Source organism: Natronococcus jeotgali DSM 18795 (genome assembly GCF_000337695.1).
GTDB lineage: Archaea > Halobacteriota > Halobacteria > Halobacteriales > Natrialbaceae > Natronococcus > Natronococcus jeotgali.
The window spans coordinates 62,795-75,374 of the sequence record NZ_AOIA01000017.1 but is presented as its reverse complement, the minus strand read 5'-3'; the positions used below and the strand labels follow the sequence as shown (position 1 = coordinate 75,374).

Annotated in this window: 15 protein-coding genes; 10 read left to right on the top strand and 5 right to left on the bottom strand. The window is 67.9% G+C overall.

Annotated features, from left to right (window positions below):
• The first annotated feature begins 129 nt into the window (after positions 1–129).
• Genes C492_RS00865 through C492_RS00855 form a run of 4 tightly spaced genes read left to right on the top strand, consistent with a single transcriptional unit; the run spans position 130 to position 3,887 of the window.
• Positions 130–654 carry a hypothetical protein gene (locus C492_RS00865; RefSeq protein WP_008419647.1) on the top strand — a complete coding sequence of 175 codons (525 nt, stop codon included), beginning with the start codon at positions 130–132 and terminating at the stop codon, positions 652–654.
• 48 nt (positions 655–702) lie between these two features.
• Positions 703–834 carry a hypothetical protein gene (locus C492_RS25480; protein WP_275040313.1) on the top strand — a complete coding sequence of 44 codons (132 nt, stop codon included), beginning with the start codon at positions 703–705 and terminating at the stop codon, positions 832–834.
• A 1-nt stretch (position 835) separates the two neighbouring features.
• Entirely contained in the window at positions 836–2,305 is a 1,470-nt protein-coding gene (locus C492_RS00860; RefSeq protein WP_008419646.1) for a sodium/proline symporter, read from the top strand.
• A 55-nt stretch (positions 2,306–2,360) separates the two neighbouring features.
• A complete protein-coding gene (locus C492_RS00855; RefSeq protein ID WP_008419645.1) occupies positions 2,361–3,887 on the top strand; it encodes a DUF790 family protein in 1,527 nt (508 codons plus the stop codon).
• A gap of 584 nt (positions 3,888–4,471) precedes the next feature.
• Here the strand turns inward: C492_RS00855 and C492_RS00850 are convergent.
• The gene (locus C492_RS00850) at positions 4,472–5,017 is read right to left on the bottom strand and encodes a DUF7122 family protein (protein WP_008419644.1); all 546 of its coding nucleotides are present in this window, start codon (positions 5,015–5,017) and stop codon (positions 4,472–4,474) included.
• A complete protein-coding gene (locus C492_RS00845; protein WP_008419642.1) occupies positions 5,017–5,925 on the bottom strand; it encodes an RsmB/NOP family class I SAM-dependent RNA methyltransferase in 909 nt (302 codons plus the stop codon). The genes C492_RS00850 and C492_RS00845 overlap by 1 nt, the downstream gene beginning before the upstream one ends.
• 84 nt (positions 5,926–6,009) lie before the next feature.
• On the opposite strand from C492_RS00845, the gene C492_RS00840 reads away from it, so the two are divergent.
• The 4 genes from C492_RS00840 (at position 6,010) to C492_RS00825 (ending at position 9,099) form a co-directional block, all read left to right on the top strand.
• Complete coding sequence (locus C492_RS00840) at positions 6,010–6,750, top strand: proteasome assembly chaperone family protein (RefSeq protein ID WP_008419641.1); 741 nt, start codon at positions 6,010–6,012, stop codon at positions 6,748–6,750.
• A 103-nt stretch (positions 6,751–6,853) separates the two neighbouring features.
• Positions 6,854–7,687: an aldo/keto reductase gene (locus C492_RS00835; RefSeq protein ID WP_008419639.1), complete on the top strand. Its 834-nt coding sequence runs from the start codon at positions 6,854–6,856 to the stop codon at positions 7,685–7,687.
• 316 nt (positions 7,688–8,003) lie between these two features.
• Entirely contained in the window at positions 8,004–8,795 is a 792-nt protein-coding gene (locus C492_RS00830; protein WP_008419637.1) for a 2-oxo acid dehydrogenase subunit E2, read from the top strand.
• Between the two features lie 112 nt (positions 8,796–8,907).
• The gene (locus C492_RS00825; RefSeq protein ID WP_008419635.1) at positions 8,908–9,099 is read left to right on the top strand and encodes a DUF7333 family protein; all 192 of its coding nucleotides are present in this window, start codon (positions 8,908–8,910) and stop codon (positions 9,097–9,099) included.
• Between the two features lie 28 nt (positions 9,100–9,127).
• Here the strand turns inward: C492_RS00825 and C492_RS00820 are convergent, their stop codons facing one another.
• Together C492_RS00820 and C492_RS00815 are read right to left on the bottom strand one after the other, a co-directional pair.
• The gene (locus tag C492_RS00820) at positions 9,128–9,637 is read right to left on the bottom strand and encodes a pyridoxamine 5'-phosphate oxidase family protein (protein WP_049892569.1); all 510 of its coding nucleotides are present in this window, start codon (positions 9,635–9,637) and stop codon (positions 9,128–9,130) included.
• Positions 9,638–9,738: 101 nt separating this feature from the next.
• Positions 9,739–10,710 (bottom strand): phosphoadenosine phosphosulfate reductase family protein, encoded by a 972-nt coding sequence (locus C492_RS00815; RefSeq protein ID WP_008419631.1) that lies wholly within the window; start codon positions 10,708–10,710, stop codon positions 9,739–9,741.
• 137 nt (positions 10,711–10,847) lie between these two features.
• Between C492_RS00815 and C492_RS00810 the strand changes: the two genes are divergently transcribed.
• Entirely contained in the window at positions 10,848–11,468 is a 621-nt protein-coding gene (locus C492_RS00810) for a phosphate ABC transporter permease (RefSeq protein ID WP_152424777.1), read from the top strand.
• A gap of 163 nt (positions 11,469–11,631) precedes the next feature.
• Positions 11,632–11,880, top strand: a complete 249-nt coding sequence (locus C492_RS24070) for a hypothetical protein (RefSeq protein ID WP_049892568.1) — start codon at positions 11,632–11,634, stop codon at positions 11,878–11,880.
• Between the two features lie 88 nt (positions 11,881–11,968).
• On the opposite strand, the gene C492_RS00800 is transcribed toward C492_RS24070, so the two are convergent.
• Entirely contained in the window at positions 11,969–12,550 is a 582-nt protein-coding gene (locus C492_RS00800; RefSeq protein WP_008419626.1) for a DUF7110 family protein, read from the bottom strand.
• Between the last annotated feature and the right edge of the window lie 30 nt (positions 12,551–12,580).

Sequence of the window (12,580 nt, the reverse complement as noted above, 5' to 3'; positions counted from 1 at the left end):
ACTCGTGATCGTATTGGCCCGTAAGTATTTCTATGAGGACTAGTCTCCCGGAATAGGAGAAGGCGAACCAGGAGCGTAGATTCCAATTCCGAGGAGTACGTTTTTAACGAATAATGTCTAATTCGATGTATGAATTCTCGTCGCCTCGCGATCGCTATCGGCGCGGTCCTCGTCGGCGCGTTCCTCGCCGGAACGGTCCTCGGTGCCGCCGGCGTGGGCACCCCCGAACCGGTGGTTACGCTCGAGAACGACGACGACGTCACCTACCGCGTGACCGCCTACACCGTCGAGGACCGGGACGCCGCCGGCTACCTCAACTTCGAGGTGACCGACGGCGGCGAGCGGCGGCTGGTGACCTACGCCGACCTCGTCTGGCCGGGCGGGTACCGGAACGTGACGCTCGTCGACGAGGCGGTCGACCGGGACGAGATCGTCGTCGGCCCCGACGAGACCGTCACCGACTCCCTCGAGGGCTGGACCCGCGGCGACGCGACCGTCTACGTCGTCGAGCGGGGGGAGGACCGCGTCCACCGGCGGTCGCAAACGGTGAGTTGTGATAGGCGCGGACAGGAGCACGAACTCCGGTTCTCGTCGGACTCCGGGGCGGGCAGCACGACGACCTGCGCCGGCGGCTTCGGCTGGCTGGTGCGGTGACTCGGAACGTCGATAGTTATATGGTAACTCTGTGTGCCAGATTCACTCATGCTCGGAGTACCGACGGGGACCGCCGTCGCGCTGTTCGTGATGGTGGCGCTCCCCGTAGCGACGCTCGTGCTGTACTGGATCGACCGCACGCGAAACGACGGCTACGTCTCGATCCTGGGGAGGCGGTGAGATGCTCTCGACGATACAGCTCACTTTCGGCGCGTACCTGCTCGTCCTGCTGGCGATCGGGGCGTACTTCTTCGCGACGACCGAGACCAGGCGGCTCTCGGACTACCTGCTCGCGGGTCGGAACGTCGGCGCCTGGCCCGTCGCCCTCTCCGAGGTGTCGTCGGTCGCCAGCGGCTGGACCTTCTTCGCCTGGGTCAGCGTCGGCTTCGCGACGGGGATCCACGGGCTGTGGTTCTCGCTGACGATGATCTTCGTCGTCGTCTTCATGTACCGCTACGTCGGCTCGCGGTTTCGCCGCCAGTCCGAGGCGCTGGGCAGCATCACGGTCGCCGACCACCTCGCGCTGGCCGTCTCCGACGACCGCGTCGGCGGGTACGTTCGGATCGTCGCGACGGTGTCGATCCTGCTGTTCATGGGCGCGTACGTCGGCGCCCAGATCATCGCGGTCGGCGAGGCGATGGACACCGGGATCGGGATCGACTACGCGGTCGCGGTCGCCGTCGGCGGCGTCGTGGTCGGCCTCTACACCACGCTTGGCGGATTCAACGCCTCCATCTGGACCGACGTCTTCCAGGGCGTGCTCATCTTCGTCGCCGCGGTCTCGCTCCCGGTTCTCATGATCGCCGAAGTCGGCGGCTGGTCGGCGTTCGTCGCCGAGGCCGCGGCCGTCGAGGACGCCGCCCTGCTCGAGCTGTCGGGCGGGCTCGCCGGCCAGGCGCTGCTGATCTCGGTGCTGGGCTGGGTCACCTTCGCGTTCGGCACGATCGGCCAGCCCCACTCGCTGATGCGGCTGCAGGCGATCCGCTCCGAGCGCCTGCTCAGCCCCGCCGCAGTCATCGCCGTCGCCTTCCAGTCGCTGCGGCTGACGGTGCCGCTGCTGATCGGCGCGGCGGGACGGGTCATCTACGGCTCGGTCGACAACCCCGAGAACGTCGCGATGCTCGCCATCGTCGACTTCTTCCCCGAACTCGTCGCCGGCGTTTTGCTCGCGGCGATCGTCTCCGCGATCCTCTCGACGTCGGACTCGATGCTGCTGGTCGCCTCCTCGGATTTCACTCGGTTCTACGAGGAGCGGATCGACCCGAGCGCCAGCCAGGGAACGCTCATCCTGCTGGGCCGGATCGCCGTCGTCGTCCTCGCCGTCGGCGGGGTCGCCATCGCGCTCGCCCAGCCCGGAACCATCCTCGAGATCGTCGAGTTCGCCTACATCGGGCTGGGTGCGACGTTCGGTCTCCCCTTGCTGTTCCTGCTGTTCTGGGAGCGGACCACCGGCGAGGCCGTCCTCGCGGGGATCGTCGCCGGCCTGGTAGCGACGCTCGGAACGTACGCCGTCACCGAGCACTACTCGCTGCTGGTCTGGCCGATCTGCATCGCGGCGATCGTCGGCGTCACGCTCGCGACCTCGAGGACGGGCTCCGCGGTCGCCGACGTTCCCGAGCCGACCTCGAGTTCCCAGCTCGCGGACGACTGAACCCGGTCCGACCGGGTCGGATCACTTTTGCGTTCGCCGTGCTCACTCGAGACTGATGCTGACGAAGGACCTGCTTCGCGTTTCGCGGGCGGGTGGCGGGTACCACCCGCAGTTCGCGAGCCGCGAGCACCGCCCGCTTGCCGCCCGCGTCATCGGGACCTACCAGGGTCACGTCGGTCGTTCCCGCGAGGAGCTCGAAACCGCACTCGCAGACCTCGAGCCCGACGCGGACCACTTCAAGCTCGTTCGCGGCTTTTCGGCCCTGCTCGAGCGCGACGCACGCTTCGAGACCGACGCCGAGATCGACCCCGAACGCGCCCGGAAGGCGACGTTCGAAGCGGCCGAGGACGTCGGCGTCGTCACCACCGGGGAGCGCGAGAGGGCGCTCGGCCGCGCGGCCGACGGGCTCGGACTCTCGACTGCGGCCCTCGAGCGGGCGCTGTACGCCGACCTCGAGGAACGGCAGGTCCTCGCGGCGGTCGACCCCCGGTGGGACCCCGACGGGCTGGTCGCGCAGTACAACCTCTCGCTGGCCCAGACGGCGCTGTTCGACGCGACCGAGCTGCGGGTGCGCTCGAGCGATCCGAAGGCGCTCGTCTCGGCGATCAAGCGCCTGCGGCTGATGTACGAGATTCGGAAGACGGGCGAGGTCGACGGCCCGAGCGAGCGCGAGGTCGTCGTCACCGGTCCCACGCACCTCTTTCGCGCCACGCGCCGCTACGGCACCCGGTTCGCCCGCCTCCTGCGGACGATCGCGAAGGCGAGCGAGTGGCGCCTCGAGGCGACGGTCGACGACCGGGGCACCGAACGGGTCCTCGAGCTCTCGGACGCCGATCCCGTGCGGGTGCCCGACGCCGAGCCCGTCGCGGACGTCTCCTTCGACAGCGGCGTCGAGGCCGACTTCGCCGGACGCTTCGCGAGCCTGGATCTGGACTGGGAGCTCGTCCGCGAGCCCGAACCCCTCGAGACGGGGACCCGGGTGATGATCCCCGACTTCGCGTTCGACTACTCGCACGGCGAGTTCCGGGTCTTCTTCGAGATCATGGGGTTCTGGACGCCCGAGTACGTCGAGAAGAAACTCGCCCAGCTCGCCGACCTCGAGGACGTCGAACTGGTCGTCGCCGTCGACGAGAGCCTCGGCGTCGGCGAGGAGATCGCCGCGCGGGACTTCCGGGCGATCCCTTACTCCGGCAGCGTCCGGCTGAAGGACGTCCGCGACGTCCTCCGGGAGTACGAGCGCCAGCTCGTCGCCGACAGCGCGGCCGCGCTCCCCGAGGAGCTGCGACCCGACGCGGACGTCCGCACTCTCGAGTCGCTGGCCGCAGACCGCGGCGTCAGCGAGGACGCGCTGGCCGACGTCGCCTTCCCCGAGCACGAGTTGGTCGGCCGGACGCTCGTTCGTCCGTCGGTGCTCGAGAACGTCGGCGAGGCGCTCGAGGCCGGCTCGTCGCTGTCGGAGGCGGAAGCGGTGCTCGAATCATACGGGATCGGGGACTCGAGCGCCGTCCTCTCGGAGCTGGGTTACCGCGTCGAGTGGGAAGGACTCGCGGGCGGAACGCTCGTCGAGCGAGAGCCGCAGTAGTCGATACCGTCCTTCCCGTGTTCGGTCTCGATGCGACATCCACGCGGGTCAAGCCGCAACGCAGGTAGGCGAGTGGACCGTCCGGCGTCGAGTCTCCAGTACCGACCCAACTGCCGCGGGGTGGGACTGAAAGGGCCAGGGGCTTTCGCGGTACTAACGACAGAAACAGTCCTGCTTGCACGAACACAGGGAATCGCCACGCCCTCCCCAGCCGACTCACTCGCTTGCGGACTCACGGCCACTGGCCGTTCGCCCGTCCGCGGCGCGTAGCGCCGCGCTCCGCTCGTTCGTCCACTGGCAGAGCACGCTCTGCCAAGCCATTCGCTCGTGTTATCTGCTCACGGGCACGGAGTGCCCGTTCGCACGGTACGCGGGGCCGTCGGTCCCGCGCTACTCGCGAAGACCTCGCGCGGCATTGTCGACCGCCCTCGCTCGGGCTCGCGGCTCTCTCCGGTCACCGCTCGCTTTTCGAGGTGCTCGCACGCTCGCACCTCGCTCTGCTCGAGCGGTCGACAGCGCACGCCACCGCAGAAAGAACGGTCGGATCGAACTGAGACATGGTCCGCCTGTACCGAACGAGAGTTTCACAGCTCCCGCTGTCGTCCCTTCGGCACCATCGAGCGCAACTCGCCGTGGACGTACAGTCCGACGCCGATCGGCTCGAGCTCCCCGGCGACGTCGTGGGCGGCGATCAGGTATCCCCAGTCGCCGTCCCAGCGCTCGAGGTCTCGGTCCTCGCCCGCGGCGAACGCGCGGGCCTCGTCTGGCTCGAGTTCGATCACGCACTCGTCGGCCTCCCGGCCGAACCGCTGGACGAAGTCGGTCGTCGGCTTCCAGTGCTCCTGGCGCGTCCGCAGGCAGGTCATTCCCAGAGCCTCGATCTCGACCGGGGAGGGAGCCGACCCGCCGTAGACCCAGATCTTGCCAGCCCCCTTCTCCCAGAACGTGTGGTCGTCGAACGTTTCGGGCGCGATTCCGAACCGGTCCGCGAAGTAGTCGACGACCGCCTCGCGGCTGGCTCGCCCCTCGACGGTTCGCTCGGCGGCGGTCGCCGGCAGGCGGCCGAACTGCTGGCCGTCGTTTTGCTCGAGGTCGCCCTCGCTCACGCCGTTCGAAGCGTCGTTGCCCATCAGGCCGTCACCTCCAGTTTCGCGACGAAGAATCCCCCGGTGTCGTTCTGGTGGGGGTAGATCCGCGCGGCGCGCTCCAGACTCGAGTCGTACTCGTCGCCGTCCCACTCGGTGAGTCCGGGCGAGTGCTCGAGGTCGAGGTCGAAGTCGACGACCCGACAGTCCTCCGCCTCGAGGACGTGCTGGACGACGGCCTCGTTCTCCTCGGGGGCGAACGTACACGTCGAGTAGACGACGGTGCCGCCCTCCCGCGTCGCCTGCACGGCTCGTCCGAGAATTCCCTTCTGGATCCCCGAGACCTCGTCGAGGTAGCCTTCCGACCAGCCGTCGAGCGCGTCGGGGTTCTTTCGGATCGTCCCCTCGCAGGAACAGGGCGCGTCGACGAGGCTGCGGTCGAACTCCTCGAAGTCGAACCGCTCGAGCGAGTAGTTGCGGGCGTCGTCGTTCGTGACCGCGAGGCTCGTCGCACCGAGCCGTTCGGCGTTGAACCGCAGCGCCGAGATCCGGCCGAGGTTGCTGTCGTTGGCGACGACGGTACCCCGATCGTCCATCAGTGCCGCGAGCTGAGTCGCCTTCCCGCCGGGGGCGGCACAGCTGTCCCAGACGCGCTCACCGGGTTCGGGTTCGAGAACGGTCGCTGGAACCGCAGAGACCTCCTCCTGGCCGTGGGTAAACCCGTGAAACGACGACCAGGTCGAGCCCGGCGAGTCGGTCTCGAGGCGCAGCACCCGGGGGTTCCAGTCGGCCCGCTCGTAGCCAACGCCCTCCGCCTCGAGGGCGGCCGTCGCTCGGTCAACGGTGGCCTTGATCGCGTTCACCCGGACGGCATTGCCGAGCGGGCGCTCGCAGGCCGCGAGAAACGCCTCGAAGTCGTCGACGATCGGTCGATACCGCTCGAGTGGCTCCATCGCCCGCGGGTTCGGGGCCTCGTCGCTTGTGGGTTTCGAAGCGCCGGCCGCGGCTTTATGTCGGTCACCGACGACCGATAGCACATGGCAGGGATTCAGCGACAGGGTCCGGAGGTATCGCTCGAGGATCCGACGCTCGTCGAGGGGTTTCCCGGCGTCGGGCTCGTCGGCAAGATCGCGACCGACCACCTGATCAGCGAGCTCGAGATGGAGTACTACGCGAGCCTGGACTGCGAGGGGCTCCCTCGCGTGGTGACCTATCAGGGCGGCGAGGGGCGAGCGCGACCCCCGGTTCGGATCTACGCCAGCGAGGACGACAATCTGCTCGCGCTCCAGAGCGACGCGCCGATCGCGTCCGCCGCCGTCGACTCGGTCACGAACTGCGTCTCGAAGTGGATCGGAAAGCGGGAGGCCCGCCCGATCTACCTCAGCGGGCTGCCCGCCGAGCGCGAGGAGCGACCCTCGCTGTACGGGATTGCCACCGGCGACGAACTCGAGACCCTCGAGGACCACGGCATCGACGCCCCGCCGGAGGACGGCGTCGTCAGCGGCCCGACGGGCGCCCTGCTCAACCGCGCCGCACAGGACGGCGGCGACAGCCTCGGCCTGATCGTCGACTCGAGTCCGCAGTTTCCCGATCCCGAGGCCGCGAGCGTCCTCCTCGAGGACGGCGTCGCGCCGATCGCGGACGTCTCGATCGACGTCGGAGAGCTGGTCGATCGGGCCGAGGAGATCCGGGAGAAACGCGAGCAGTTCGCCCGCCAGATGCAGGAGATGAGCCAGGAGGAGAGCAGCCAGGCCCAGCCGCTGCGGATGTACCAGTAGCGAGGACGTCGAACCCCGGATGTGAGGGCCGTTGGCACCCGAGGGCGGCACTCTTGCTCACGCAATCCCAACCCCTTTTCGGCTCCTGGCGTAACCTCCGGGTATGGCAGACGAAATCGCCGCAGACTTCTGTTCGCGAACGTCGAAGGGAATCCCGATGCTGGGACTGGGTACCTGGCAGAACGAGGACCCCGAGGCCTGTGCCGAGAGCGTCCGAACCGCCCTCGAGACGGGGTACCGGCACGTCGACACCGCACAGGCATACGACAACGAGGACGCCGTCGGCGAGGGGATCGCCAGCGCCGACGTCGACCGGGAGGAGCTCTTCCTCGCGACGAAACTCTGGATCGACAACCTGGGCGCCGACGACGTCGCGGAGACGGCTCGCGAGAGCATGGACCGTCTCGGCGTCGACTACCTCGACATGCTGTACGTCCACTGGCCCGCCGGGGAGTACGACCCCGAGGAGACCCTGGGCGCGCTCTCGGAGCTGTACGACGAGGGACTGATCGAGAACGTCGGCGTCAGCAACTTCATGCCCGAGGACCTCGAGACGGCGATCGACGTCTGCGACGCCCCGATCGCGGCCAACCAGGTCGAACTCCACCCGCTGCTCCAGCAGCCGGAGCTGCGCGAGACCTGCGAGAACTACGACGTCGACGTCGTCGCCTACTCGCCGCTGGCCCGCGGCCAGGTGTTCAACCACGAGGGGATCCAGAACGTCGCGGCCCGACACGGCGTCAGCGAGGCCCAGGTCAGCCTCGCCTGGCTGCGCGAGAAGGGCGTCGTCGCGATCCCGAAAGCGACCGGGGAGGACCACATCGAGGACAACTGGGAGTCGCTAATGGTCGAACTCGACCGCTCGGACGTCGACACGATCGACAACATCGACGACGTCAGCCGCGAGGTCGATCCCGACTTCGCCCCCTGGAACTGACTCGAGCGAGTCCGTTCCGACAGTTTCAAACTCCTGAATAGCAAGAAATCGTACCGCTTTTCGAGCCGTCGCAGGCGTATGGCAACCCGCACACGGAGGGGTAATCGAGGGGCCGCTGGCCGTCGGCGGGATCAACGAACTGCTCCGGGCGAACTTCGAACTCGCGGGCGCGGCCTACGCGGCGATGTGGATCGCGATCGCGTTCCCGCTGGGGTGGCTGTTCGGGCTGGCGATCGGACTGGCAACTCTCGTGCGTCCGTCGGGCTGAGTCGGGACCGCGGGCAAGCGGTATGCTCCTCCTCGTTGTCCCACGGGTATGACCGAAAGCGGCGAAACGATCGAACCCTTCCCGCCGGGGCGACGCGGCACCGTCGACTACATGCGAACCGCCGGCCGACGGAGCGTCGTCCACGGGCTCGTCGAACTCGACGTGACCGAGGCCCGACGGCGCATTCGCGAACTCGAGGAGCGAACGGGAACGAAATACTCGTTCACCGCGTTTTTGATCTCGTGTCTGGCCCGGGCGATCGACGACCATCCCTGCGTCCAGACGTACCGCGACTGGCGGGGGCGGCTCGTCCGGTTCGAGGACGTCGACGTGAACGTCCTGATCGAGCGGGAAATCGACGGCGAACGGATCGGCGTCCCGCACGTCCTCAGGGCGGCGAACCGGCGCTCGCTCGAGTCGATCCACGAGGAGATCCGAGCGGCTCAGACGGATCCGAACGCGGGACGACAGCGCGGGCTGTCGGCCGTGGGACTGCGACTCCCAGGCCCCGTCCGACGACTGTTCTGGCGGCTACCCCGGACCTTTCCCCGACGCTGGAAGCGCGTCGCCGGCACCGTCGCAGTGACTTCGATCGGCATGTTCGGTACCGGCGGCGGCTGGGGAATCAGTCCGACGAACTACGCGCTCCAGCTTACCGTCGGCGGGATCGATCGAAAACCGGGAGTCCTCGACGGGGAGGTCGTGCCTCGAGAGTACCTCAGCCTCACGGTGACGGTCGATCACGACGTCGTCGACGGCGCGCCCGCCGCCCGGTTCGTCGGACGTCTACGGGAACTCGTCGAAGCGGCGCACGGGCTGGAACCGGATCCCGAGGCGTAGCTCTCGGTCGACCGCCACTGACTCCGAACCCGTTCGGCTTTCCTCGAGCGCCAGGTCGAGCGTACTGCCGGTTTCCGATACCCTTTGGAGGTTCGCCGTCCCACGATTACGTATGGAGTTCGACCTGCCGACCACGGCGGCCACATTCATCGCACTGATCGCGCTCGGGACGGTCGGGATGATCGCCTCGGGAATGATGGCGACCGAGAACGTCCTGATGATGGTGGTCCCCGCGATGGTGATCTTCGGAGGGATCATGCTGCTGATCGGGATCAAACACGGCCAGTACCGGGCGATAAAGTAGCCGGCACCCTCGAGCCCGAGCCGCTCTTCTATCGTCCGTCGGTGAACGTCCAGCGAGTCGCATCGGTCGGGAACTCGGACCACGCGAACGCGACGTCCGGACGGACCCGGAAGAACGGCGTTCCGTGCCGAACGTCGTACTTCTCCTCGTAGGCCGCCTCGAGTCGCTCGAGGAGTTCGGCGCCGGCCGTCTCCTCGTCGAGTCGTTCGGCCCGGCCCTCGAGGATGACCACCTCCTCGGCGTCCTCCCGGTGGACGACGATGGCGTCGTTCCGCTCGAGGTTTCGCACCCACCGCGTCCCCTCCCCGCCGCCGCAGTGGAAGGCGCCGTCGACCCAGACGCCCCAGGTCGGACGGACGTGTGGAAACCCGTCCGGGCGAACGGTCGTGGTCCAGTAGGATCGGTCCCCGGCCAGCATCTCGCCGACGAACCCCCAGGGGAGCAGCCCATTTTCGTCGTCGGGAATCCCGTAGCTGTCCTCGGTCGCGGGTCGGGACCGGTTCGCGTCGTCGACGGCTCTCGAGTGATCGTCGCTCATCGAACTGCACACGCCACGGAGCCGCATGAAACGCACCGCTGTCGACCGTCGCACCGAAAGGAAAGATCCGGTTTCGAGGCGCTACTCGGCCGCGAACGCGCCTACATGTAGCCCAGATCGCGCAGGCGCTCCATCAGGTCCTCCTTGTCCTGGGCGCGGCCCGCGCGCTCGGTCGTTCCCTCGAGGTCCTGGAGCCAGGCGGGGTCGTCCTCGGTCTTCTCGGTGCTGATCTCGCTGCCCAGCGACCGGAACCCTTCCCAGTACTTCGGCGAGACGGGGGTGTCGGCGGGCTCGAGGTCGTTCGGCAGGTCGTCTTTCCCCTCGGGAACGTAGCCCTCGTCCGGGAACTCGTCGACGGTGTCGGGCACGACGAAGTTCCAGAACGCCTCCCAGACGGCGGCCTCGTCGAACTGCAGGATGGGCTGGACGCGGTCGTGAGGCGGGTAGATGTCGGGGTCGTGGCGCGGCGAGAAGAACGTTTCGTCGGCGCGGGCCTCCTGTTCGTCCCAGCGGACGCCCGAAAGGATGCCGTCGACGTCGTGGGCCTCCAGGGCGTTGTTCAGCGCGACCGTCTTCAGCAGGTGGTTGCCGACGTAGGTGTCGAGCAGGAACGGGAACGTGTCCTCCTCGTACTCGAGCAGCTCCCGGACGTGGCGCTGGTTCTGCTCGTTCAGATCGCCGATCTCGATATCGTCGCCGGGCTCGAGGTCGTTTTCCTCGACGTACTCGCCGACGTCCTCGTTGCGCGCGTAGATGACCTCCAAGTCCCACTTCTCGGCCCAGTCGTCGACGAAGTCGTGGATCGCGTCGAAGTGCTGGTAGTGGTCGATGAAGATCGCCGGCGGGATCTCCAGGTCGTAGCGCTCGGCGACCTCCTTGACGAAGTACAACACGAGCGTCGAGTCCTTGCCGCCGGTCCACATGACCGCCGGGTTCTCGTACTGCTCGAGACCCTGGCGGGTGACCTCGATCGCCTTCTCGATCTTGTCGTTGATGTGCGGGTAGTCCTCGGGGTCCTCACCTTCGCCGTCGTCGTAGTTCACGTCGACGTAGTCGGGGAAGTTCTCGGTCATCGTACTGTAATTAGATATAATTAGGAGAGTTAAACCGTTTGCGGGACCGGAAACCTCTGACGGAACTCCGGAGGCCGACCCGTCGCGCGCGGCGAGTGAACACATCGTTTATGTACTCGGGCGCGGGAATACTCGCCATGATCGACGGGGTCGCCGCCGCGTTCGTCCTCGCCGGAGTCGCCCTCCTGCTCTCGGGTACCGCCCTCTCGGTGTACGGAATCGTCGCCGTCGGCCTCGCCGCGGGCGCCGGCGCGGGCTCCCTGGTCGGCCCCGCACTCGGCCTCGAGGCGGTCGGCCCGGGCGTCGCCGCCGCCGTCGGCGCGGTCGTCGGCGGCCTCGGAAGCTACCTGCTGGTGTCGGTTGCCGTCTCGCTGCTGGGGTTCGCCGTCGGGGCCCCGCTCGCGCTGGCCGCGCTCTCCTCGAGTTCCGCCGCGGCAGGGTGGCTCCCGGAGTGGGGCGGCGCGGTCGCCGTCGGCCTCGTCGCCGCCGTCCTCGCGCTGGTACTCACGCGGTGGGTGATCGCGGCGATCACGGCGGTCGTCGGCGCCGCCCTCGCCTCCCGGGCGCTGACCCCCGAGGGACTCCTCGCCGCCCGCGAGTCGCTGACCCTCGAGCCGCTGCTGTTCGACGTCGGATCGCCGACGTTTCTGGCGCTGGTCGCGATCGGCTTCCTCTCGCAGTTCGGCTTCCTCTCGCTCGGAACGCTCCCGCGACTCCTCTTTCCCCGGCGCCGCGAGGACTCGAGGGCGACGCGGTAACCACGGTCGACGACGGAACGATGCGGCTCGTCCTCGAGGGCGGCACCGACCTCGGTCGGAAGCTGGAACTCGATCTCGCTCGAGTTCCGGGTCGGCCGTCGTTAGACCGACCCGCGTTCTCGGTCCCGAAGGGATATCACCGCGCGAACAGGGCGTTGTGACCGTGACTCCGGACGAGGATCGGAAGAACGGGTCCGACGCCGGCCAGCGCGAACGCGCCGCCGCCGTAGACGCCGTGGTCGACTCGAGTGCGTCGCCGTTCGGCGAGACGTCGACGCCGTCCCGACGACCCAACTCGAGCAGCAGGGCGTCGTCGCGCAGCCGCTCGAGGCCCCGAGCCGGGCCGAGAAAGAGCGGCGCAGGGACGACCGAGACGAGCGCCGCGAGCGCGATCCGTCCGACGAGCCTGTAGCTGGTCGGATCGTGCATACTCCGGATACGAGGGGACGGAATAGCGCTACCGTCGGTCGGATTTCGAAGCACTCCCGCGTCGAGAATCGTCAGTCGCTGATGAACTTGTTGTCCCGCCAGTTGACCCCGCCCTGGCTCGAGCTGTGGTCCCGGGGCCCCTCGACGACCTCGATGTCGGCGGGTCGGGGCTCGCCCTCGACGATCCGGGTCGCCTCGAGCTCGCCGTCGAACTCGGCGATCGCGGTCAGGGTGCCCTTCTCGGCGGCCTCGGCGATGTCACAGAGGACGAGGAACATCTCGTACTGCAGCAGCGAGTTCTGGAGGACGGTCTCGCGGTCGCCCTTGAACGCGGCGTACTCGACGAGCTCGGACTCGATCTCCTCCTCCTCGTCCTCGTCCCAGCGAAACGAGTTGTGGCGCTCGTCGGGGTCTTCCTCGTAGACTCGGTTCTCGGTGACGCTGGCCTTGAGCTGGGCCGTCGGGGTGTACTTGCTTACCGATTCGTCCTTGGCGACGGCCTTCAGGATCAGCGTGTTGTTTCGTCGCGTGATCTCGACGTCCGAGACGCCGTCGGGAAACGTCGCCTCGTCGATGTGGTCGTGGAGATCTTCGAGGGGCAGTTCGAGGGTCGAGTGGAGCCGATAAACGTGTCTGGATTCCTCTGTGGACATAGTGGGAAGGTGTGGAGCGGTCGTTGGCTT